This window comes from Bartonella gliris, from assembly GCF_045277155.1.
GTDB lineage: Bacteria > Pseudomonadota > Alphaproteobacteria > Rhizobiales > Rhizobiaceae > Bartonella > Bartonella gliris.
In genome coordinates, this window is the sequence record NZ_CP123962.1 from 1,781,015 (window position 1) to 1,804,911 (window position 23,897).

The 23,897-nt window shown below is 39.0% G+C and carries 9 protein-coding genes and 1 tRNA gene; 5 read left to right on the forward strand and 5 right to left on the reverse strand.

Going from position 1 to position 23,897, the window contains the following annotated elements:
• Positions 1 to 5 precede the first annotated feature (5 nt).
• Positions 6 to 1,124, forward strand: a complete 1,119-nt coding sequence (locus QHG54_RS07920) for a metallophosphoesterase (protein WP_406604162.1) — start codon at positions 6 to 8, stop codon at positions 1,122 to 1,124.
• A 1,325-nt stretch (positions 1,125 to 2,449) separates the two neighbouring features.
• Here QHG54_RS07920 and QHG54_RS07925 read toward each other — a convergent pair.
• The 5 genes from QHG54_RS07925 to QHG54_RS07945 form a co-directional block, all read right to left on the reverse strand.
• Positions 2,450 to 2,523, reverse strand: a tRNA-Gln gene (locus QHG54_RS07925).
• Positions 2,524 to 2,611: 88 nt separating this feature from the next.
• Entirely contained in the window at positions 2,612 to 3,370 is a 759-nt protein-coding gene (locus QHG54_RS07930) for an ABC transporter ATP-binding protein (RefSeq protein ID WP_406604163.1), read from the reverse strand.
• Positions 3,367 to 4,317 carry an iron chelate uptake ABC transporter family permease subunit gene (locus QHG54_RS07935; protein ID WP_317993675.1) on the reverse strand — a complete coding sequence of 317 codons (951 nt, stop codon included), beginning with the start codon at positions 4,315 to 4,317 and terminating at the stop codon, positions 3,367 to 3,369. The genes QHG54_RS07930 and QHG54_RS07935 overlap by 4 nt, the downstream gene beginning before the upstream one ends.
• Complete coding sequence (locus QHG54_RS07940) at positions 4,310 to 5,266, reverse strand: iron chelate uptake ABC transporter family permease subunit (protein ID WP_317993674.1); 957 nt, start codon at positions 5,264 to 5,266, stop codon at positions 4,310 to 4,312. The genes QHG54_RS07935 and QHG54_RS07940 overlap by 8 nt, the downstream gene beginning before the upstream one ends.
• A 104-nt stretch (positions 5,267 to 5,370) precedes the next feature.
• The gene (locus tag QHG54_RS07945) at positions 5,371 to 6,309 is read right to left on the reverse strand and encodes a siderophore ABC transporter substrate-binding protein (RefSeq protein WP_317994070.1); all 939 of its coding nucleotides are present in this window, start codon (positions 6,307 to 6,309) and stop codon (positions 5,371 to 5,373) included.
• A 216-nt stretch (positions 6,310 to 6,525) separates the two neighbouring features.
• Here QHG54_RS07945 and QHG54_RS07950 point away from each other — a divergent pair, with 216 nt between their 5' ends.
• The 4 genes from QHG54_RS07950 (at position 6,526) to QHG54_RS07965 (ending at position 23,833) form a co-directional block, all read left to right on the forward strand.
• On the forward strand, positions 6,526 to 12,627 hold the full coding sequence (locus QHG54_RS07950) for an autotransporter outer membrane beta-barrel domain-containing protein (RefSeq protein ID WP_406604164.1): 6,102 nt from the start codon (positions 6,526 to 6,528) through the stop codon (positions 12,625 to 12,627).
• Positions 12,628 to 13,332: 705 nt separating this feature from the next.
• On the forward strand, positions 13,333 to 16,374 hold the full coding sequence (locus tag QHG54_RS07955) for an autotransporter outer membrane beta-barrel domain-containing protein (protein WP_406604165.1): 3,042 nt from the start codon (positions 13,333 to 13,335) through the stop codon (positions 16,372 to 16,374).
• Positions 16,375 to 17,615: 1,241 nt separating this feature from the next.
• Positions 17,616 to 20,345: an autotransporter outer membrane beta-barrel domain-containing protein gene (locus QHG54_RS07960; protein ID WP_406604166.1), complete on the forward strand. Its 2,730-nt coding sequence runs from the start codon at positions 17,616 to 17,618 to the stop codon at positions 20,343 to 20,345.
• A 251-nt stretch (positions 20,346 to 20,596) separates the two neighbouring features.
• On the forward strand, positions 20,597 to 23,833 hold the full coding sequence (locus QHG54_RS07965; protein WP_406604546.1) for an autotransporter outer membrane beta-barrel domain-containing protein: 3,237 nt from the start codon (positions 20,597 to 20,599) through the stop codon (positions 23,831 to 23,833).
• Positions 23,834 to 23,897: the final 64 nt, after the last annotated feature.

Genomic DNA, 23,897 nt, shown 5'->3' on the forward strand with positions numbered 1-23,897 from the left:
CGTTTATGAAATATAAGATTAAATATATGGCAATCATCATGATTGCTTTTACTTTCTCTGGTTGTTTTAATCTTGATTCTGAAAAAACAAAAAGGGATGAAAGACTTTATTACGATGCATTGAAAGAACAGTCTTTTGCAAAAAATTATACTGCTATCATCATGGCTGATCCGCAACCGTGGCGTTTGAACTCTGGTGATCCCAATGGACTATCGAACAGAGAGCCATGGTTAAAGATAAACGAGAAAGTTGCCAGTGTTATAAAAGCGCAGAAAGCTGCATTCCATATTGTCAATGGTGATTTGACAGAATTTGGGCAACAAAAAAATTATGACGATTATAAAAATGTCTATAAAAACCTTGGATCTCCTGTCTATGAGGGATTAGGGAATCATGATTATGCCAATAATGTTGGTGATTGTACAAATCCTCAGGAATTCAATTTTTACAAAGATGCCTGTGCTATAAGTGCAGTTTCAAGAATGGTGTCGGAAATCAAAAAATATCGTAGTCAATTATCTTATTTCAATGCAGATGTTACTGAAAGTTTGATTCCTGTTCCAAGCGGAAATATTCACTTAATTAAGGGGAGTTTGGGTTATTCTTGGGATTATGGAGATGTTCACTATGTGCAGCTTCACAATTATCCAAGCTATACGGTCCGTTTGAAGGGACAGTCCATGGAGGTGCAAATCAATAAATCTTTGGATTGGCTTAAAAACGATTTAGCTGCTGCTGATGCCAGAGGTAAAGTTACAATTATCAATTTTCATGATGCTCGTGCGGTTTCCATTTATGGTAAATCTTTTTTTATTCGTAAAAAGAATGCTAAAGATTTGTCGGTATTTAAGTCAATTATTACCTCTCATAATGTCAAAGCAATATTTGTGGGGCATACGCATTATCAATCCTATTGCCGTGCAAAAAATGATAAGGTCTTTGGAAATATCCCTGTCTATACAGCTGGTGCGCTCTTCAATGGAGATTATTACCTTCTAGATGTGAAAGGAAAAGAAATTCACGTTAAGGCTTATAATGGAGAAATAGGAGAACCGCTTTTAATCAAAGATCTTGGTATTATAGGAAAAGATACACAATTTTCTGCAAGTTGCAGTAAATTATAAATAAGATTTTTCTCCCTTTGTTTTAAAGCGTAAGGAGAAAAGTGTGTGTCTGTGCGAATTTGAAGACCGATGGGAGTGTCTCGGTATTACTCAGAAATAGAATGAAAAGAATCCGAAATCTTTTTTGTATCGTTTTACAAAATTGTTAAGATCTTAAGGATGCGCCATAAGTGCATTGGTTGAATACAATGGGGGGGGGACAATGTAAAGCAAATGAAAAATAATGGTTTGTGCCATTGTTTATGCTTCTGTTTTTCTTTTGAGGCTTCCATCTTTGAAGGGAAGAGAAACGTGTTGAGAAGGCGTTAATAATTTGCCAGAACATATTGTCCCAAATTGCCTAGAAAGCTGTTCTTATTGTTTGTTGCTGTATAATGATTCAAGTTATGCATTTGGGTTATAGTAGATAATATTTATTCGTGTGCAGTTGGTTTTGACCAATTTTTTCATTTATAATTAATAGACAATTAATGTTTTGTTATACTGTTTTATCTTCTTCTTGTATGCGTGAATAGGTACGCTACGATACAAATATGGGGTCTTTTTATAGTGGTTATGATTTCCCACAATTTACCATTAAATGACTTTCGCATGTCTTGACAGCTTTATGTTTGCTTTGAGAAAGTGTAAAAGGATATGTTAAGAACTCTTAAAAAGCTTCAAAATAAAAGTGTCAAGAGACATCTTATTTCCGATGTGGCAAAAAGAAGACGTGGTATTCAACAACGGACAAGCATTGTTGAGAACTGTAAATAGTTTTTCAACTATAGGATATTTATTGTCAAAACATCAGCAAATGATTTGAGAAAGTTAGGAAAAACACGTGCAGCTAATGCAGGGGCTAGAGTCTTGCAAGTGGAGGAATTTTTTAGCTGGAAAAAAGACAACAGAGCATCCTTGTATTTTAGTTCAGCTTATAAAAGACGCGCTATAGAAGCAATCAAAAAGCTTTAAAAAAACTCAAGAGTGATAAAAATAAGTTCAATGGATGAATGGAATCAAAGTTCCCAAATCTCTATTTTATGCATTAATTGTATCGAGTGTAGTTTGATGTAAGGTTTTGTACTAAGTGGGAAGAGGTAGGATTAGGGAAGTTATTTTTTACCATTAAATGTGTGTTTTTTCAAAATAGATTTTGACACCAAAAATTACAAAAAAGAGTGAAAATGAGAAAAAAGTGCGTTTTCATGGTAAAAATGAGAGGAGTCTTTGAAGACCCTTTGAGAACCCCTTAAAAACTCTTTGAGAAAAAATAAATTGCTACAAAACCTAGTGGCAAAATATACAAAACCTGGCGTCAAGCTACAATTGATTTCATTAAATATTGGCTGGGGAACCTGGATTCGAACCAAGATTGACGGAGTCAGAGTCCGCTGTTCTACCATTAAACTATTCCCCAACAAGGAGGCTTTGTCATTTCTAGCAGATTTTGCAGTGCACGCAAGCGCAAAAAAGAATCTCAGTGATTATTGATAAGTGAGAGGTACTTATTGATAATAAAGAGCAATTGGTACGCCATGGATTGTTGTAATCTGAATATCTATATCATAAATGTCTTTAAGAATTTCTGGTTGCATAATTTCTTGTGGTGTTCCACAATAAGCTGCTTTACCATTTTTGAGTGCAACAATTATATCCGAATAGGATGATGCAAAATTGATATCATGCATAACAATCAGAATGGTTTTTTTGAGTTCATCAGCTGTACGGCGTAATTGCTTCATCATGGAAACGGAATGTTTCATGTCTAGATTGTTTAATGGTTCGTCTAACAGAAGATAATCAGTATCTTGACAGATGACCATTGCAATAAAAGCCCGTTGACGCTGTCCACCAGAAAGTTCATCTAAAAAGCAGTCTTTCAGATCTTGTAAGCCGAGATATCGGAGTGCACTGTCAATATATTGTTTATCTTCGTTGTTATACCAGCCTTTGGAGTAAGGGTAGCGGCCGAAACTTACTAAATCATATACAGTTAAACGAAAGGACAAGGGATTATCTTGACGTAAAATTGAGAGTTTTTGCGCCAAAACATCGTGGGGCATTTTATCAATATCAAAGCCGTCGATATTAATCGTCCCTTTATGAGGCGGTAAAAGACGCCTTATCAGCATCAAAAGCGTTGATTTACCAGAACCATTAGGGCCAATGAGAGAAATAATGCCCCCTTTTGGAAGATGAAGGGATAAATTATCGATAATCAATCGGGCTCCATAAGCTTTGGAAAGATGATTGATTTCAATCATTTTAATTTTCCCTTCATCAGTAAAATTAAGAAGGTGATTCCACCACAAAACTCAATAATAAAACTTAAGCGTCCTGCCATATTGAAAACTTGTTCTAAAACAAATTGTCCACCAACCAAACAAATTATCGCCAGTAATATTGCAATTGGAACAACAACACTGTGTTTTGCTTGTGGGGAAAGTTCATAAGAAAGGTTGGCAACTAATAGTCCAAAAAAGGTGACGGGTCCTACAAGTGCTGTGGAAATAGATACGAGAATAGAAACAAAAATAAGAATAGCTGTAGTGCTTTTATGGTAATCAACCCCAAGATTGAGAGCGTTCTCGCGTCCAAGAGCAAGAATATCAAGCAGGTAACGTGAACGCCAACCAATCAGACTAACAATGAAGACAATGATTGCGGCAAAGCTTATTAATGACGTATTGAATTTATTAAAGTTTGCAAACATGATGTCCGTTAAATTCATCATTTGATCTGGATTCAATTGTAACTGCATGAACATGCGTAAGCTGAAAAAAAAGCCACCTAAAACAACGCCAATCAATAGGGTTAAATGAAGTCCTTTGAGGCTTCCTGAAAAGAGCCAGCGAAAAAGGCTTATTGAAAAAAGAATGAGAATGAGAGCTTCAAGAATGAGTTGTCCTTCTTCATTTAAAAAGGGCAAAGAAAGAGAGCCGAGAAAATAAATCGTAATGGTTTTTATTAAAATATAAAGTTGATCAAACCCCATAATAGAAGGAGTAAGAAGACGATTGTTGACGATTGTTTGAAATAAAACAGTAGAAACGCTTATTGCGTACGCAATGAGGAGAAGAGAGATAAGTTTCGTTAGACGAAATGTCCACGTATAAATGTTGACATTCCATGTTAGATAAAGACTGATGACGGTGCATGCACTTACGATGAGTGTTGTGAGTACAAGCGTTGTGGCTTTCTTTTTATCCAAGACGCTTTCTCCAGCGTAAAAGCAGTATAATAAAAATAAAGCTTCCAATAACTCCCATCATAGTGCTGATAGGAATTTCAAGAGAAGGATGAATTATTCGTCCTAAAAGATCACAGATCAAGACCAATCCTGCACCACTGATTGCTACCCAAGGGGCGGTATGGCGCATATTGTCGCCCATGAAATTTGAAACAATATTCGGAATAATCAGTCCGACGAAAGGAACACGGCCGATTGTACAGACGATAACAGCGGTGATTGATGCGACAATAAAAAGACCAAAAAACATAACATTACGATAATTCAGTCCAAGATTGTTGGTTAAATCTTCTCCCAGACCGGCTACTGTAAAGCGATCAGCGGTGAAATAGGCAAGAATGCATAGGGGGAGAGAGAGCCATAAGAGTTCATATTTTCCCTCAAGAACCATTGCAAAACTGCCAAATAAATAGGCTTGAAGAGAGGGAAGAAGCATTTCATGATCAGCAATGGCGTTGGTTAAGGATCCAATGACATAGCCAAGCATGATTCCTGTGAGTGGTACAATAAGAGCAGATTTTAAAGGAATCCGGCGCAATAAAAACATAAAAAGTAATGCGCCAATCATGGCAAAAATTGTAGTGACGAGCATTTTTCCTAAAACAGGTATATTGGGCAGAAAAATCATGACAAAAAGAATGCCAAGAGATGCAGATTCAACAGTTCCAGCAGTCGATGGTTCCACAAAGCGATTGCGTGCAAGCAATTGCATAATCATGCCCGAGAGTGAAAGAGCTGGGCCCACCAAAAGCACTGCAACTGTACGAGGAAGACGTGTTTGCCAGAAGATAAGCCACGCATGTGGATCACCTGATAATAGGTCGAAAGGTGTGACATCAGAATAACCAACAAAAATGCTTAGGGTAGACAGTAGGACAAGAACTATTATGGCTATCCAGTAATTTTTCACGTTAAAATATTTTCCAATAAAAAAGAGCAGTGGTTTTTCATAAACAACTGCTCCTAAAACTTTATTTTATGATTTATTATATGACAAGTAAATTATTTGTGTGTTTATTTGCTTTTTGTAAAGGCTTGATTGAGCTGCTGAGCCGTTTCGTTAAGCCCAGTTAGAGCACCACTTGCTCTATACCAGCTCCAAGAGTCCAGATAAATAATTTGGTTTTGTTTTCCAGCTGTTGTGCGTTGCACAAGTTCATTATTAAGCAGTTGAGCTGCAGATTGTCCTTCTCGCCCGATTGCTGCGTCGCGGTCGATGACCAACAACCAATCAGGATTGGTTTCGAGAATAAATTCTGGAGAAATAAGTTGTCCATGTTTTTGCACGATTAGTTTATCGGTTGCAGGAGCGATTCCAAATGCGGAATGGAAAATATCAAAACGTGACTGCGGACCCAAAGCACTTATCTTTCCGCCGGAAGTCATGAGTATAAGCGCCGTACCTTTCCCTTGAGTGTTTTTACGGACTTCTGCTAAATTTTCTTTAAGTTTTGCAATTTGCTCTTCGGCTTCTTTTTCCTTACCAAAAATTTTTCCAAGAATAGACACATTTCGTTCAATATCTTCAAGCGAGTTTTGATTTCCTACTGTTAGGTCAATAGTTGGAGCTATTTTAGATAAATCTTTGTATTTGGCCTGAGTTCGTGAGGAAATAATAATGAGATCGGGTTGAAGGGCAGCAATTTTTTCATAATTTGGTTCAAAAAGGGTGCCAATTTTTTCATATTTTTCATCATCAAATTGTTGCAAATATGTAGGTTTCTTTCCTTCAGGAACACCGGCAACAGCCTCAATTCCAAGGCGATTCATATTATCAAGCGATGCAAGATCAAACACAATAACCTTTTGAGGAGATGTGGAAACAGTAGTGGTACCTGAAACGTGATTAATAGTTACATTCGCTGCATTTACACTCGCATTTGCCAATAAAAACGTTGCAAAACTGATTGCAACAAGAAAAACAGAAGTTACCCATTTCAGATATTTGATCATCATTTTATCCTTTTACTTTAATTACAAAGGGTTTATCCACTTAAAAATTTAATTTAGGCATTTTTATGCACAATATGATAAATTCATAAAAAACATTATGTTGTAAAGCCGTCTAACATATGTTAGAAACCGGATGCTTATCTCATTTTTACTCAAAATCTAGTGCTTTTGCAATTCTAGAGCTTTTACAAGATATATTTATAGAAAGTTGGATATATGATTAACGTATTTAAAAATCGTACGCGTTTATATGCTCTTACAACGAGTGCTTTCTTCTTTTTACAAGGTGCGGATGTTTCTATGGGGGCCAGTTGGTTTCCGTTACCATCGTTACCATCGTTTTCATCACTCTCATCGTTCCTACCATCGTTTTTAGGCAAGGGCAGTTCTGGAGCTGTAGAGCCTAAAGCTACAGAGGATGTTCAAGGACCGGAAAAACAAACCGGCGCTGCTCCTGCTGCTCCGCGTGTTGAGGGGGGCGTAGATGGTGTAGCTGCTGGAGGTGCTGTTCCAGGTGCTGTTCCAGGTGCTGTTCCAGGTGCTGTTCCAGGTGCTGTTCCAGGTGCTGTTCCAGGTGCTGCTGCTGGTGCTGCTGGTGCTGGTGTTGGTGCTGCTGGTGCTGGTGTTGGTGCTGGTGTTGGTGCTAGAGCGGAGGGTGCTCTCTTGCTTCCTCTAGTAGGTGGCGCCAATCATGGGTGCAATCCTAAAAATTATCAGATGGGTAACGATCCTAACAATTATAAGATGGGTGAAGGAAGTGGGCCTGTTTACTGTGATGATGGTAAAGGACATAAAGTTAGATATAGTAATATTATTGCGAAAAAATACGGTGATAGTGCCGTGCGAGCATCGGGAAAGGTAATAGAAGGTGAAGATCAAGTTCAAGATGAAGGTGAACAACAGAAGTTAAAATACGAAGTAACAATCGTTGATTTGTATCGTGTGCGTATGCGGAGTGAAAAGCCTTGGCAGGATATTTCGTTGGGAGATCCGGTTGTTGTGTCTGAAGGGGGGGGTGTTCAGCTTAAAAGTGCGTCTCGTGCAGTTCGGGTTGAAGACGGTTTGACGAGTGCTGTGTTGGTATCAGGAGGGGGGAGGGTTTTTTCGTACGAATCGCATATTCAAAAATTTTTTACTGGGCTTGAGGCTCGAGATGGTGGGGGGATCACCATGAAGAACGGAAGTATCACACAGGTTCGTCAAGGTGCTGTGGCTTTTTCTGATTCGTCTGTTTTTTTGGATCATATAACTATTGATGTGAGTGATAATGCGTTGCATAGTTCTGGAGGTGGAATAAAGCTAGTATCTGGGTTGGTTACCGTTGCAGAAGGCGGGGTAGCTGTCGTATCGAGCAATAGGGGATCTGTTGCATTAGAAAATGTTAAAATTCAAATTAAGGCACAAGCATCTGCAGGAGGAGATCTTCCCTTAAAGGGTGGGGTTGATGTTTCTTTGGGTGATGGAAGTGAAGAGTTTGGCAGTGTTGGGTTTCTAGTACATGGAGGTTTTGTTTCTTTTGATGATGGGACTTTTAATGGTTCTAATACTGCTGCTCTTTGGATTCATGAAGATCAGGTTTCTGCTCGTGGTCCTGGCACAATAGCTCCTATCCCTATTTATAAGGATTATCAAAGTGCTTTCCGTAGAAAGGATAAAGAAGGTTCCCAAGGAAAGGATAAAAAAGGTTCCCAAGGAAAGGGTAAAAAAGATTCCCAAGAAAAGGGTAAAAAAGATTCCCAAGAAAAGGAAGGGGCTGATCTCACTGTTTTTGCTGATGCTGTTAGCGTTCTGCAGAATTTTACGGACGTGTCGAGGTTGGATCCGTTGAAGGTTGTCGCCAGTATGAAAAGATCAACTATTACAGTGAGTGGTGAGAAATCCTATGGTATATATTTTGATAATAAAGGAGAGGATGGAAGAAGAAGTGTAACATTGGGACAAGGGGGTGGTGATAAAAGGCTCGGAGCGCGCTTGGCTTTTTTGGATAAAACTACTTTTGATGTTCCAGAGGGTATTGTCATTTATGGTGAGAATGCGAATGGCTATGTCGCTTTAAAAAACAAATCAAGGCTTTCCGGTGATTTATTGTTGAATGCTGGACCTGGTTCCAAACTGTCGGTTTTCTCTCATGATTCTACAATCGTGGGTGCGGCTCGCATGGGTGAAGATGCTGATGCCAGGATTTTTTTGTCTGAGGGGTCAAGGTGGTTTTTAAGAAAAAGCAAATATAATCCTCAGCAAATTTCAGATGCTGGTTGCTCAGATTCATGTATTTCGTCTATAGACCTTAGAGATAGTTCTATTAGGTTTACATTTCCCAGCGACGAATCTGGTACTCATCAAACGCTTCGCATTGGAAAAGGGAGTGGTGTAGTTTACAGTGCTAGCGGAGAATCGGGGATTTATTTTAATGCGCATATGTCTGCATCCGATTCGAATGATTATCAAGTAAAGTCTGATAAACTTTTAATTCATGGTGATGTTTCTGGAAAAACTAAAGTGTATGTGAACAATGCTGTCAGAAGAGAAATAGCAAGGAGTTCTGATGAAGATGAAGTTGTAATACTTAGTGAACCTCATAGTTTTTCAATTATTCAGGTTTATGGAAGTGCACAGGAGGATTCTTTCAATCTGGAAGGTGGTTATGCTACGTTAAACGGTTTACCTTATCAGTACACCCTTCGTGCTTATGGTTCTGATCCTCATCAAGTGTCTTCTCCGGATGTGTCCATTGAATTTTTCGATCCTACATTGAGGGAAACTGCTACACAGTTTTGGGATTATCGTTTAGAGAATCAATATGTGACTGCATCTTCTCGAGGTGCAGTAGGAGATGACATATCTGCTGAAGGTGTACAAACTGCTGATTCAGTTGCGAGATCTGGAATGGGTGAAGGTGATTTTAATGCAAGAGCTTTGTTAGATTCAGATGATGAAGATTATGATGAAGATTATGAAGGTTATGAAGGTTATGAAGGTTATGAAGGTTATGGAGATGATTTAGATTTTGCAAGCTCTGATCTATCTGGATCTGGGGTTTCTGAATTTGTAGAAAGTGTTCCATCTTCTTCGTCTCAAGATAGCAGTGATGACTTGAATTTAGAAGATGTAGGCCGTATGACTCCAATGTTGACTGGTGAGAATGTTGTGCCACAGACAAATGAATCTATGGATGGATCTACTTTGCTTGTTGGTAATGCTACTGCACCTAGTAATCATCCATCTTCACTTGGGAGATCTGAAAGAGTTAAAACACTTAGAGTTATTAAAATACCTCCAAAAGCATCTGGAGTTGGTAGATCTATTTCTGCGTCTCCTGCGGTTTCTGATAGTTCTCAAATTTCTGAACCTCGAGGACGCGTTCTACTTTCTACACCTGAGGGCTCTCAAATATCTAAAGTTATAGTGTCTACCCCTTCCTCTGTTGCGTCTTCTTCTACTGTATCTGAAGTCAGCCCTGTAGAACGCGTTCTCTCTGCTGCATCCGCAGAATCTAATGTATCTTCTGTTTCATCCGTTGGTGGGAAAGCTATTTCTTCTAGCTGTGATAATACGAGTGAAAATGGTACGAAGAGATTGTCTGCTCCTTATTCATGTAGTGATGGCCAATCACATACAATAAATGGTGGTACACTGAAAGCAAATGGTAGCAATCAATATTCTGTGCGTGCGAATAAAGCCAATACAATTGTTAATGTAGAGGGTGTGACTATCATTGGTCAGGTTTCTTCTGATGATCTTAATCAGTCAAGTGCTTTGAGTGCTGTGCTTGCAGAAGAAAATGCGCAGATTATTTTGAGAAATCAATCAACTATTCAGTCTTCTCAGATTGGACTTGAAGCTCAAAGAGGCGGAAAAGTTACAATGACTAGTGGGACGATTGATGCTAATTATGCGGGTGTTCTGGTAGGGCCCGAGTCCTCTGTTGATTTAGCTGGTACGAAAATTAACGTGACGGGGGATTTGGCTGTTGCTGGTCTGGCTAGTAATTCTGGTGAGATAACCATGAACTCTGGGGTGATTACTCTGACAAATGGAGTGGCAGTTAGGTCGGAATTGGGGGGAAGTGTTAAATTAGACAAAGTCGATATTACTGTGAGAAAAGAACGGGGTAAGTCTGATTCCGAAGCGACTTTTGGACGTGCAGCTTTTCTATTGAGTGATAATGGTTCTGTTGACTTTACCAATGGGAGTGTTGTGACTGATGCCAATGGTTTATGGGTTAGGGGGAATGGTGATGTTGTTGAGACAGGTTCTTCTAGGAGAAGAAGGTCATCTGGCGTTCGCCTTTCTATGAATCACGCTAAGATTGAGTCTTCTACTGTTAGAGTGGAAGGTGATAAATCCTACGGTATGTATTTTGATGGTATGGTTCAAAGATCAGTCGATGAACAGAAACAGGTTACAAATAATAATCTCATTAGGCAAACAAGGAGTGTTAAGCCAAGTGTAGTTCCCTCATCTGAGAAAGCACCTATGGGCATTACGGGAATGGTTTCATTGAAAAAAACTGATTTTGAGGTCCTAAAGAGTGTGGCTATTTATGGTAATAATTCTAGTGGTCGTGTTTCCTTAGAAGAAAAAACAACTCTTTCTGGTGATTTATTATTGAGATCTGAAAATAATTCTAATTTGTCAGTTTTTGTTGATAATTCTTCGATTATAGGTGGTGCTCGCATTGATAGCAGCTCTCGTGCCAAAATTGATTTATTCAATAGATCGGAATGGCTTTTAACGAAAAGTGAAAATGAACGTCAGCAAGCTTCAAGTTCTGATTGTTTAGATTCGTGTATTTCATCTATGAGACTCGCAGACAGTACTGTTAGATTTGCATCTCCAACATCCAACGAGTCTCAGTATCAAACACTTCGCATTGGAAAAGGAGATGGTCTTGTCTACAGTGCATATGGTGATGCTCAGATTCACTTCAATGCACGTTTAAATCCTCACGATTCTAGTGATGATCAAGTAACCGATCGGCTCTTAATTCATGGTGATGTCTCTGGGAAAACTGTGGTGCATGTGCAAGGTATTTCGGGAAGTGTAGGAGAAAACAACAGAAGTGATAAAACAGCACATAGTGTTTCCATTATTCAGGTTTATGGAAAAGCAGAGAAAGATTCTTTCCAACTGAATGGTGATTATGTTGCGTTAGAAAATTCACCTTACAAATATACTCTTCGTTCTTACGCTCCAAAAGCCACTTTGACTGGAGACCATGTTAATCAAAAATTTATGAAGGACGGTGGGGAGTTTTGGAATTTCCGCTTAGAAAATCAATATGTTAGATTGAGTGATTCTGCGTATACTTCTACTATCTCTAACCGTACACCTCCTGTGCGCACAGCTGTCAGATCTGTTGTTCCACAAGTTCCAACTTATCTGCTCTTGCCAAATAGCTTATTCCATGCCGGTTTGATGGATATCAGCAATCAGAACAAGCAGTTGGAGTCTATACGGACCACTTCTAGTGGAATGTTAGAAACCCGTGAAAATCCTGCTTTGTTTTTGCGTGGCCACAATAGTGCTTACCGTTATGCTTCAGATCTTTCTGCGCTTGAGTATGGTTACGGAGGTGATTTTGGTTATAGCACTGTAGAGGCAGGTGTTTTGTTGCAAACAATCGAGAATATGTACGGTACCGTGTCCTTTGGGGTTATGGGAACTTATGGCAAACTTTCTCTGCAGCCTCAAAATGTCAAACACAGTCAAAAAAGTGCATTTGATAAATGGGTAGCCACAGCATATGGTAGCATGCAGCATGACGCTGGCTTTTATGTAGATGGTCTTTTCTCCTATGGTTTCTTGAAAGGTGATGTTCTCACCCTTGCACGTGGCAAGACAGCAACGTTGAAGAGCAAACCTTTAAGTGTTTCATTGACGGGTGGTCAGTCATTTGCAACAGGCTATGAAGGTTTTGTTTTGGATCCACAAGTTCAGGTTGTTTATCAAAATCTCCAGTTTGATCAGTCCCGCGATATTGATAACTTTGATATTGAGATGGGAAAGCTTGATCAGTGGGTGGCTCGTGTTGGTGGACGCTTGACAAAGGTTCGGACTGGATCTGAGGGAATAGAGGCTATTTCCTTCTACGGTAAGCTTTATCTTTCTCATGGTTTTGGGAAGAAACAAACAGTGCATTTCAAAGATGCTTTCCAGTTGGGTGCTTTTGGTTCTTCTCTAGAAACTGGATTGGGTTTTAATGCTCCACTGTCTCCAAAGTTTGTCCTTCACGGTGATCTGGTTTATCAGCATAAGCTTACCAAGGCCGGTTTTTCTGGAACCAGTTTTTCTGGGGGATTCCGCTATCAGTTTTAGGATAAGGTACAATGTACTTTGATATAAAAGGCAGCACAATGTGCTGCCTTTTTGATTTATACCTATACCAATTTATCAAAAGATTGTTGCTCTTTTGATATGAACGAAAAAAGTTATAATATTTTTTGTTTTGCGCTTGAAAGCAGCTGATGAGCGTATCATTTTCTTTTACGCTAAAGGGAATTTTCTTAAAAATTTTGCAGATAATGATACGATACAGTGATCGATTTTATTCGAGGTAATTTTGAGAATGGGGGGGATCAAGTGTTCGTATATCTTATAATATTCTGCTTTATGGTAATCTGATTTATCTACCATATGCTTAATGCTTACTAAAGCTAACTTTTTAGAATTAGTTTTTTGCTGATTCATGCAATTTTTTTCCCTTATATCTTTGGTCAATTATCTTTTGATGACTACAATTATAGATTGTGTGTTAAATTAATAACACGCGTTGATTTCATTTTTGCTTTACACGCAATACAGAATGTATTATACACCTATAAAGTGTGCATAGTTATTATTATCTTATAGATTGCAAGGAGATCTTCCGCCCAATTTATTTGAATGGCGCATTGCACCAATCAAATGAGCAGGAGAGGCATCCTTTAGGTTTCACCTTTTTCTATTTTGAGGTGTTCAGCAAGGTGTTTTTGCAAGTGCTTTTGTTTTCAATGAGAGGGGAAGGAAAGTTTCGAGGGAACTATGATTAAAGTGTTTAGAAATCATCTATGTTTATGTACTTTCACAACAGCTATCCTTTCTTTGCTACAAAATGGAGTAGGGTGGTGTACAGGTGTAGAAGATGGTGTTCGCTACAGTTATGTCGTCGACATTAACTATAAGAACAGTAATAAAGAGAGCTATCGTAATCAGGGGAATGGGAAACAACATGTTGAACTTACCATTTATGTTAAAAATAACGGGAACATCAGCTATGATCGTTATGATGAGAAGTTTGGTAATGATGGTAGTATTTCTAGATCGTATGGGTCATATTATATATGTGGTAACTGTCGAGTGGATACAGTCGACAATAACAAAGGTAACAATACATTGTATCTGATTACTGATGAGAATGTTGCTGATATTTCCTCTAATGCTGTTGCTATAGCGGTAAGTGGGGAAAATGCATTTTTTAGAAAAGAGGGGATATTAATTAGTAGTGAGGTTCCAGGTAAAACTTTTAAACATGGAGTATCTGTATCAGGGGGAGGACGGGTGGTTTTGCCTACTTTGTTCCTTGAGGATGCATTCACGGCTCTCAATGCTGGGAGGGGGGACATTTGGGTAAGCGATGGGTATATTGGGAAAAGTCAAATGGCTGTTCAGGCAATAGAGAAGGGAGCACGTGTTGTTTTAAAAGATACAACAATTCAGACGAGTGGTGGGAAGGCAAGTCTTTTGAGTTACGGCGGTGCAGAAGTTTTGATGGGAGGTGGATCAGTTGATTTCACAAACAGTCATGGGGTCTCTTCGACACTAGGTGGCAAAGTGTTTTTGAGTGATGTTGCTATTACTGGGAAGGGCGATGAAAACAATCGGAAAAATTATGCGGGTCTTCTTATGGATCGAGGGGGGTATGTTTATTTTAAGGGGACTGCTAATTTTACTGATGTTCATGCTGTTGTGTTAGAAAATACAGTCAATACTTTCAATTCAGTTTCGTTGAGTAAAGATTTGTTGGGGTATAGTTATTTGACTGAGGCTGCTATTGAATTTTCTGCTGTTACAGTGAAGGGGGAGGGGGCTCATGGTATCTTTCTTCGTGGAGAGAAGCCTTTAAGAGAATATGGGCATGAAGACAATGCTTTAGGGGAAGAAAGAACTCCACCTAGAATGAAAACTGTTAATTTGAGCAGGTCGGTATTTTCGGTTGAAGACGGTGCAGCTATTTATAGTAACTACATTACGGAGGGCATTGTTCATTTATTGCAGAGTACTCTTTCAGGGCGTTCATTGTTAAAAGCTGAGGAAGGTGCTTCTGTTGTGGTTTTAGCAGATGCTTCTACTTTGGAAGGCGGTGCTTATGTTGATAATCGTTCCACTGCTGAACTTTATTTAAGCAACAGTTCGAAATGGGTCTTACAACAAAATAAACAAAGTAAGCCGCATGAAGCTGGAACTGGTTTGGCAGGAGATTCATCCATCTCATTAGTGAGCCTTATGAATGACAGTTCCATTGATTTTCAAAAACTGAAATCTGCTTCGACTTATGATTATCAAACACTCCATATTGGAAAAGGAACGGGTGAGGTTTATAGGGCGCGGGACGGTGCGCATATTTATATTAATACATATTTGAATGAGGGAGGTCCGCTTAACAATCAAAAAACAGATCGTGTTTTAATTGATGGTGATGTTGAGGGAACAACGACAGTACATGTGCGTGGCGTTTCAGGAAGTCCAGGGGGATTTACGGGTAGTGGTGGAAATGACCAAGGGATTTCAATCATTCAGGTTTCTGGAATAGCAGAGGAAGATTCTTTCCAGTTGGAAGGTGGTTATGCTACTGTGGCACATGAACCTTATCAGTATAAGCTCAACGCTTATGGTCCAACATCTGATTTAGGGGGAGCGGATTCTGCTCAAAGGTTAGTTGAAGGTGAAGAAGCATTTTGGGATTTCCGTCTCGAAAATCAATATGTTATGCCTTCGCCTGGACCAGCTCCTTCGCCTGGACCAGCTCCTTCGCCTGGACCAGCTCCTTCGCCTGGACCTACTCCCACACCTAGACCAGAACCGGATCCTCATCCTTTCCCCCCTTCTGAGCCGGGCGTTAAGGCTGTTGTTCCACAAGTTTCGACCTATCTCCTTTTGCCAAATGTCTTGTTGCACACTGGTTTGATGAGTATTAGCAGTCAAGGTAAGCGGTTAGAAGAGTTGCGAATTACTTCCGGTGGAGTTTTGGAAAGTGATGAAAATCCTGCCTTTTTTGTGCGCAGTTATGGTGGTAGCCATCGTTATCTCTCAAATCTTTCTGCGCTTGAATATGGTTATGGAGGTGAGCTTGACTATAATGCACTCGAGGCGGGTGTTTTGCTAAAAACAATCGAAAATGCGTATGGTGCTACTTCTTTTGGGGTTATAGGGTCTTACGAGAGATTTTCTTTGCAACCTCATGATGTTGAACAAAGCCAAAAAAGTGCGTTTGATAAATGGTCAGTAACAGCATATGGCGGTATGATGCATGATGCAGGCTTTTATGTAGATGGTCTTTTATCCTATGGTTTGTTTAAGGGTGATGTCCTTACTCTTGCACGTGGCAAGACGGCAACATTAAAAGGGAACCCTCTAAGCGCATCATTGACTACTGGTAAAGCATTTATGATAGACGATGAAGGTTTCGTTTTTGATCCGCAGGTTCAGGTTGTTTATCAGCGTCTCCAGTTTAATAAGGTTCGTGACATTGATGACTTTGATATTGAAATGGGAAAATTGGATCAATGGACGGCACGTGTTGGTGGGCGTTTAACAAAGACATTTGCGGCAACTGACGAGGCACGTGTTGTTTCTTTGTATGGCAAGCTTCATCTTGCTCATAATTTTGGAGCAAAACAATTTGTACATTTTAAAGATCCTTTTCAGCTGGGAGCTTTGGGGTCTTCGCTAGAAACTGGATTAGGTTTTAATGCCCGATTGTCTCCAAAATTTGCGCTTCATGGTGATCTGGTTTATCAGCATAAGCTTACCAAGGCAGGTTTTTCTGGAACCAGTTTTTCTGGTGGACTGCGCTATCATTTCTAGTTTTGTTATGTTTTTGACCAATTCTTTTAAAAGCCACAAACTATGTTTGTGGCTTTTTCTCTTTCTTCAACAGTTTTATATTATTTAGCATTTTTGAAGATAGGCACTTGGTACATCTTAAATGCGCCTTTCAGTTGGATTTTTTTATTTCTTTTGAAGTTTTTCTCTTTGCGGAGTTAGATCGGTTTTTGTGCTCAATAATTTACAAATTTCGTGTTTCATGGTGATTTTCTATGCTACTATAATAAATTGATTTATAAAGATAATTTATATGAGAATGCTGAATACAGGAATACTCTCTCATTTCAATCTCTCTTTTGAGGAACCAATAAAAACTATTCGCTTACCTTATAAGTGGAATTGGGATGTGGATAAAAACACTTTAAGAAAGGAGTAAATGGTTTATCCGTTTCAATGCAGGAGAAGTCGCAACATTTTGAGTTGGCAAATAGAATGATGGTACGGGCTTGTACCTCCATAAGTGTAAAGATGATGATACACAATGGATTTTGCTTTATATTATTTACGGACGGTATCGTGTGATGGGCTTTGAGGTAACGAGAGATGTTTCTTGAAAGAAAATGCGTGAATGAGTAGTGTTGGGCATACCATCCTTCGTGAGGAGTGTATTCCCCATTAGAATGTAGATAAACAATAGTGTGAAGCAATGTGTAATCTCTCTTCTTTTTAAAAGATATTGCTGTAAATGCTTTTGAAAGTCATAAAGCCGAATAAAAGAGGATGGTAAAGATAGAGCTGTTTTTTCTTTACGCTTTCATATTCTTCTCAAATGAGGTTGTATTCCCACTTTAGAGATAAAAAGACAGATATGCGACATGCTATTGCCATGGTTGGTATATAATTCTTGCACAGTTTTCAATCACCATAATATTTGTTTTAAAGAGGTGGTTGAATTAGGATTGTCTATTGATTTGCAGGGAACAGCTAGAGCGTGCGTTTGATTGATAAAAATTTGTGCTAAAGTTATTTTTGGGTAACTGCTTTTTTAAAGAATTTCACCTCGTTTCCAGAGGTATTTTCACAAGTTCTTTGTAAAAATTACAGTCTTAGATTGTGTTTTTTCTGGTAATTTCTTATTTTGTATTTACATAAAACACAAAATATATTAATTGATGGTGAAGTTAGTTAACATAATGTGTTGTTATGCTGCTCTTAGTCAAGATAATTTGGCGGGGTGTGGGTTTTTTTAATCAGGTGGGGGAAGAGATTATGGTATAATTATGGTAAAAGTATTTAAAAATCATCTTTCTTTATGTGCTATCACAACAGCTGTTCTTTTTTTTGCGCACAATGCAGGTGCAAATGTGCAAAGAGTTGAAGCCAGTGCGCAGAGTGCTGGTAGCACGGTCGGTGCTCGTGGTAGAGCTAGTGTTGGTGCCGGTGGCAATATGAGGGGCAGTGTTAACGCTATTAGTGCTGTTGTTAATGCGGGGAGAGAGAATGATACAAATTCATGTGATGAAAGTAGTGCATTTTATCGGTGTAATGATAAAAAAAAGCATGCAATTTCCAATAAAAATTATCAGCTAACGAGTGAAAATGTTGATGGAGCTGTTGCTATACAAGTGTCTGGAAAAGATACGTGGATTACAGGGGAGAATATAACAATTCAGGATACTTCAAGTGCTGGGGCTGATGATTTAAAAAGTGCTATAATGGCGAATGATTATGGAAAGATTGAGATAACAACAGGAAAGATTGACCTTAAAAATAGAGTCGGGGTTTACACAAGAGAAGGGGGAGAAATCTATTTAGAGAGCTTTTCCATTACCAAAAAGGGTAATCAGGAGACGAATGTAGACAGCCATAGTAAAAATTCGGCTTTTCGGATGTCTCATTATGGTGGCTTTATCAGTTTTACGGAAGGTACAGTTAGTGTTGATAATGCCCATGGCGTCTCATTTGAGGGAGCTTCTAGCTATATCAGTATGCTTGATTCCAATGTTGTTGTGGAGGGTAATGCATCTTATGGCTTTCGTTTTTTTGAGGGGCAAGATTCTAAAGATAGGATTTTTGAGGGGCAAGATTCTAAAGAGAAGGTTTACACTTTTTGGGGGGAGGGTAAGCTGTTCGGAAGTGTGCCAAAGGAAGATTTGCCTAAGCGAGGGAGTGTTGATTTATACAATACCACTTTTACGGTTCCCAATAGTATTGCTATTCATAGTAGAAAATCCGGTGGTCTTATTGAACTTTTAGAATCTTCCAAAATTTCTGGAGATTTATTGTTGAAGGTTGAGGATGGCTCTTTTGTGAAGGTTTCAGCTAATACTTCCGCGCTTGTAGGAGGAGTCCGTATTGATGAAAACTCTACTGCTGAATTTCGGTTGATAGATGGTTCACAATGGACTTTATCGCGACCGAAAAATAAAAATTTGCAAGATTATAACTCTATAAGTGATTCATCGATTTCATTGCTACATCTTATTGATAGTAGGCTTTTTTTTGAACAGCTAAAAACTAATACAGCTGGTAATTATCAGACACTCCGCATTGGAAAAGGAAACGGTGAAGTTTATAAGGCGCAAGGTGATGCGCATATTTATCTCAATACATACCTAGATAAGGGGGGAGCTATTAGGGATCAAAAAACTGATCGTGTTTTGATTTATGGTGATATTTCTGGCAAAACAATAGTACATGTGCAAGGCGTTTCTGGAAGTCCAGGGGGATTGACTGGGGATGGCGGAAATAGCCAAGGAATTTCTATTATCCAGGTTTCTGGGACAGCGGAAAAAGATTCTTTTCAGCTGAATGGTGATTATGTTACACTGGAGAATTCTCCTTATCAGTATAGACTTCGTGCTTATGGTCCAGGATCTCATTTGGGAGAAGCGGCTTCTTCCCAAAGATTAGTTGAAGGTGAAGGAGAGTTTTGGGATTTCCGCCTAGAGAGTCAGTATGTTGAGTCTAGAGGTTCTGAACGTATATCTCTTCTACGTCCTTCTGCTGAGATTGAATCTATTTCTCATTCTAGACGAGCTGTAAGATCTGTTGTTCCGCAGGTTCCGACTTATCTGCTTATGCCAAATGCTTTGTTTCATGCTGGTTTGATGGATGTTAACAATCAAAACAAGCGGTTGGAGTCTATGCGGACCACTTCCAGTGGAATGGTGGAAGTTCATGAAAACCCTGCTTTTTTTGTGCGCAGTTATGGTGGAAGTCATCATTATGCCTCAGATCTCTCAGCACTTGAATATGGTTACGGAGGCGATTTTAATTATAATGCTGTAGAGGCAGACCTTTTGTTAAAAACAATTGAGGGTGCACATCATGCCACATCCTTTGGGGTTATGGGAACGTATGGAAAACTTTCTTTGCAACCTGTGGATGTTGAACAAAGCCAAAAGAGTAAGTTTGATAAATGGTCGGTGACAGCGTATGGCGGCATGCAGCATGATGCAGGCTTTTATGTCAATGGTCTTTTCTCCTATGGTCTGTTGAAAGGTGATGTTTTCACCCTTGCAAGGGGCAAGACGGCAACATTAAAAAGCAATCCTTTGAGTGCTTCATTGACAGCTGGTAAGGTGTTTAAGATAGGGCATAACGGTCTTGTTTTTGATCCGCAAATTCAGGTTATTTATCAGAATTTACGCTTTGATAAGGCATCTGATATTGATGGTTTTGACATTGAGATGGGAAAACCAGAGCAATGGGTGATGCGTGTTGGTGGGCGTTTAACCAAAACTCTTCCTGTCTCTAAAGAGGGGCGCGTTGTTTCTTTGAATGGCAAGCTTCATATTACACGTGGCTTTGGAGAAAAGCAATTTGTGCATTTGGGAGATAGTTTCCAGTTAGGTGCGTTTGGTTCTTCTCTAGAAGCTGGACTGGGCTTTAATGCGCAATTATCTCCAAAGTTTGTACTTTATGGAGATGCGACCTATCAGCAGCGGCTTAGCAAAGCTGGTTTCTCAGGAACGAGTTTCTCTGGAGGTTTACGCTACCGTTTTTAATTATAGATGCAATATAAGGTAACTTATATATAAAGTATATGGAGTCATATTAAGTTTTGAAATGACTCTATAGTTTTTTGTTTAAATATTTTATTTGTTGTTATTGTATTTATTCTTCATTTTTAAGAGATTTTGGAGATTTTATACAATGGAGTTATAATGATATTAAAAATCATTTGTTTTTATGTTCCTATGTAACAGTTATTCTTCTTTTTTTGAAAATCGTAGATGTTAATGCAAATAAGGCTTCTGTGGTTTTGTGTAACTCAGAAGCTCATTTTTATAAATGCAGTGATGGTAAAAAGCATACAATCACAGATAAAACCTATGATTTAAGGGGTTCTCAAGAAGATGATCTTATTGCTGCCATATCTGTAGAAGGAAAAGATACAATTATTAATGCGTCTCGGATAACTGTTCTGGGCGATGATCCAGATAAAATATCTACATATGGTGTATCTGTGGTAGAGGGCGGAAAGCTTATTCTAACCGATTCAAATTTTAAGGATATACCCGGTCTTCGTGCTCAGGATGCAGTCATTAACATGACAAACGGATCGATTGGAAAGAGTGCACAGGCTGTTTATGCATCGGGGAAAAAAACGGATATTGCTTTAGTTACTGTAAAGATTGATATTGAGCCAGATAGTTTGGATATGAAAAATATGGGCATTGCTAGTGGTTTTGGTGCAATAATTAGGATGTCAGATAGTACAATCAATTTTAATGAGAGTGGCTCATTTTTAACACGGTTCGGGGGGAGGTATTTTATTACTAGCACTAAAATTAATGGGAAAGGAAAAAAGGAAAGCTCTATAGTTGATGTTATAGATACGAGTCTATTACCAAAAGCTTTTGAGGTTTTTCAAGGTGGTGATGTTCATTTAAGGGGTGATTCTATTCAGCTTACCGATATGCATGGTTTTTTAATTACAAATTTTTCAGGCTTTATAGATGAAAGAGGTAAGCTTATTCAGAAATATGACTTACCGGATCTTTTTAAGAAGACAGAGATTAAGATTGAAAGTTCAACCATTTCTATGCAGGGGAAGGGTGTTTATGGTTTGCATTTTGATATGTTAGATCCTAAAACAACGGCCGAATATTACGGATACAAAGATGTTTCAAAAGAGCCAAGATACACTCTGGGAACGGCATCTGTTTATTTATCAAAGACAACTTTTACAGTTCCTAATGGTACGGTTATTTATACCACTGCACCTGATGGCTATGGAACTGAAAGTACTGTTAAATTATCGGATGGGGCAAGTATCTCCGGTGATTTGTTGTTAAAAGCTGAAAATAACTCTTCTATATCCATCCAGGCTGACGCTTCTACCCTTACGGGAGGTACTCGTGTTGAGGATGTGGCTGTGGCTAATTTACAGTTAACACGTGGTTCGACATGGTATCTTACCAAAAGCAAATATAAAGATTTGCAGGAATCGGATTCTATTGTTTCATCAATTTCGTTTTTGAGCCTTTCTGATAGTACTGTTATTTTCGATAAGTACATGTCAAAAGATTACCAGACGCTGCATATTGGAAGAGAGATACATGCAGTAGACAGGACAGTGTATAGTGCACAGGGTAATGTTCAGATTAAGCTCAGTGCGTTTTTGAATGATGATGGTTCGTTTGATTCTCAAAAAACTGATCGTATTTTGATCTATGGTAGTGTTTCTGGAACTACTCTTGTTAATATGGAAAATTTTTCAAGAGCTTTAGAAAACAAGATGGATGATGTAAAAAGTCTGGATGATGGAAAAAATAAAAGCGTCTCACTTATTCAAGTTGCCGGAACCGCGCAAGAGGATTCTTTTAAATTGATTGATAATTACACTACGATAAATGGTTTGCCTTATCAATATCGTCTTCGTGCCTATGGTCCAGGTTCCTCTTTTGGGAAGGCAGATGTTAAGCAAAGATTAGTTGCAGGTGATGGAGATTTTTGGGATTTTCGCCTCGAAAGTGTTTACATTAATCCTAAGCCAAGTTCTTCTGAATTTGAGCCTACTCTTCCCCCATCTGATAAGCCTATCTCTATATCTGTAACACCTGTTTCATCTCCGGCCTCTCCATCTGAGCCAACTGTGCCATCTACTTCTGTTGAGTCTGCGCCTGTGCCTGTTCCGTCTGCACCACCTCTGTCCCCTCTGTCTACACTATCTGTTTCAAGTGAATCTCCTTCTGTGAACCCTAAGTTTGCACCATCTTTCCCTGTTTCTTCTGAGACTAGTTCTGCATCTATACCTGTTCCACCTCTATCAACTTCTCCGTCTCTGTCGTCTGTGCCCTCTAGCACTGTTTCTCGCGAATTATTAATGGATTCAAAATCTGTTCCAACTGATTCCCTTGAACTTTCTCCTTCTTCATCTGATCCGTCTGTACCATCTGCTTCTGTTGCTCCTTTATCCACTCCTTCTGCATCGGCCCTGTCCCCTCCAGATTCTACAGCGGTGCCATCTGTTCCTGTTAAGCCCGATATTCATCCTAAACCAAGAATTAGGGCTGTTGTTCCGCAATTTCCGACCTATCTCCTTCTGCCGAATGCATTATTTTATGCTGGTTTGATGGATCTCACCACTCAAAATAAAAAACTGTGTGCAATGCGAACTGCTTCTCATAGTTCTTTGAAAAGTGATGAAAATTCAGCATTTTTTGCGCGCGGTTATGGTGGAAGTCACCATTATGTTTCAAATTTGTCTGTTTTTGAGTATGGGTATGGAGCTGAACTTGATTATAATGCATTAGAAGCGGGTGTTTTGTTGAAAGAGATTGAGAGTTTATACGGTCGTACACTCTTTGGAGTTACGGTGACTTATGGAAACCTCTTTCTCAATCCTCGGGATGTTTTAGAGAGCAAAAAGAATATATTTGATAAATTGTCCGTTTCTACTTATGGAAGTCTGCAGCATGACACCAGTTTCTACATGGATGGGGTGTTCTCTTATGGTCTGTTTAGGGGTGACGTTTTCACTCTTGCACGGGGCAAGACAGCAACATTAAAAGGTAAACAGCTTAGTACTTCTTTGACCAGCGGTAAAGCATTTGCAACAGGGTATAACGGTCTTATTTTTGATCCACAGGTTCAGATTATTTATCAAAATCTTCAGTTTTATAAGGCGCATGATGTTGATAATCTTGATGTTGATCTGGGTAAATTTCATCAATGGACAGTGCGTATTGGTGGACGTTTAACCAAAACTCTCATAGCGCACGAACATATTACACACGAAGAGGCACGTGTTGTTTCCTTATATGGTAAGTTTTATCTTTTGCATAGTTTTGGAGATAGACAGTTTGTGTCTTTTAAAAAAGCTTTCGAGTTGGGTATGTTTGGCTCTTCTTTAGAGGCTGGACTGGGCTTTAATGCGCAATTATCTCCCAAATTTGCACTTCATGGAGATGCGACCTATCAGCAGCGGCTTAGCAAAGCTGGTTTCTCAGGAACGAGTTTCTCTGGAGGTTTACGCTACCGCTTTTAATTGTATCTTTTCTTTGACACATTTTCTGCAAAAATCATAGACATAAATAGTGGCTTTATTATGT

What these genes read in the sequence shown, in the direction of transcription:
- QHG54_RS07945 (WP_317994070.1), bottom strand. Translation starts at nt 6,309, where the DNA reads ATGATCAAATATCTGAAATGGGTAACTTCTGTTTTTCTTGTTGCAATC.
- QHG54_RS07920 (WP_406604162.1), top strand. Translation starts at nt 6, where the DNA reads ATGAAATATAAGATTAAATATATGGCAATCATCATGATTGCTTTTACT.
- QHG54_RS07955 (WP_406604165.1), top strand. Translation starts at nt 13,333, where the DNA reads ATGATTAAAGTGTTTAGAAATCATCTATGTTTATGTACTTTCACAACA.
- QHG54_RS07930 (WP_406604163.1), bottom strand. Translation starts at nt 3,370, where the DNA reads ATGATTGAAATCAATCATCTTTCCAAAGCTTATGGAGCCCGATTGATT.
- QHG54_RS07960 (WP_406604166.1), top strand. Translation starts at nt 17,616, where the DNA reads ATGGTAAAAGTATTTAAAAATCATCTTTCTTTATGTGCTATCACAACA.
- QHG54_RS07950 (WP_406604164.1), top strand. Translation starts at nt 6,526, where the DNA reads ATGATTAACGTATTTAAAAATCGTACGCGTTTATATGCTCTTACAACG.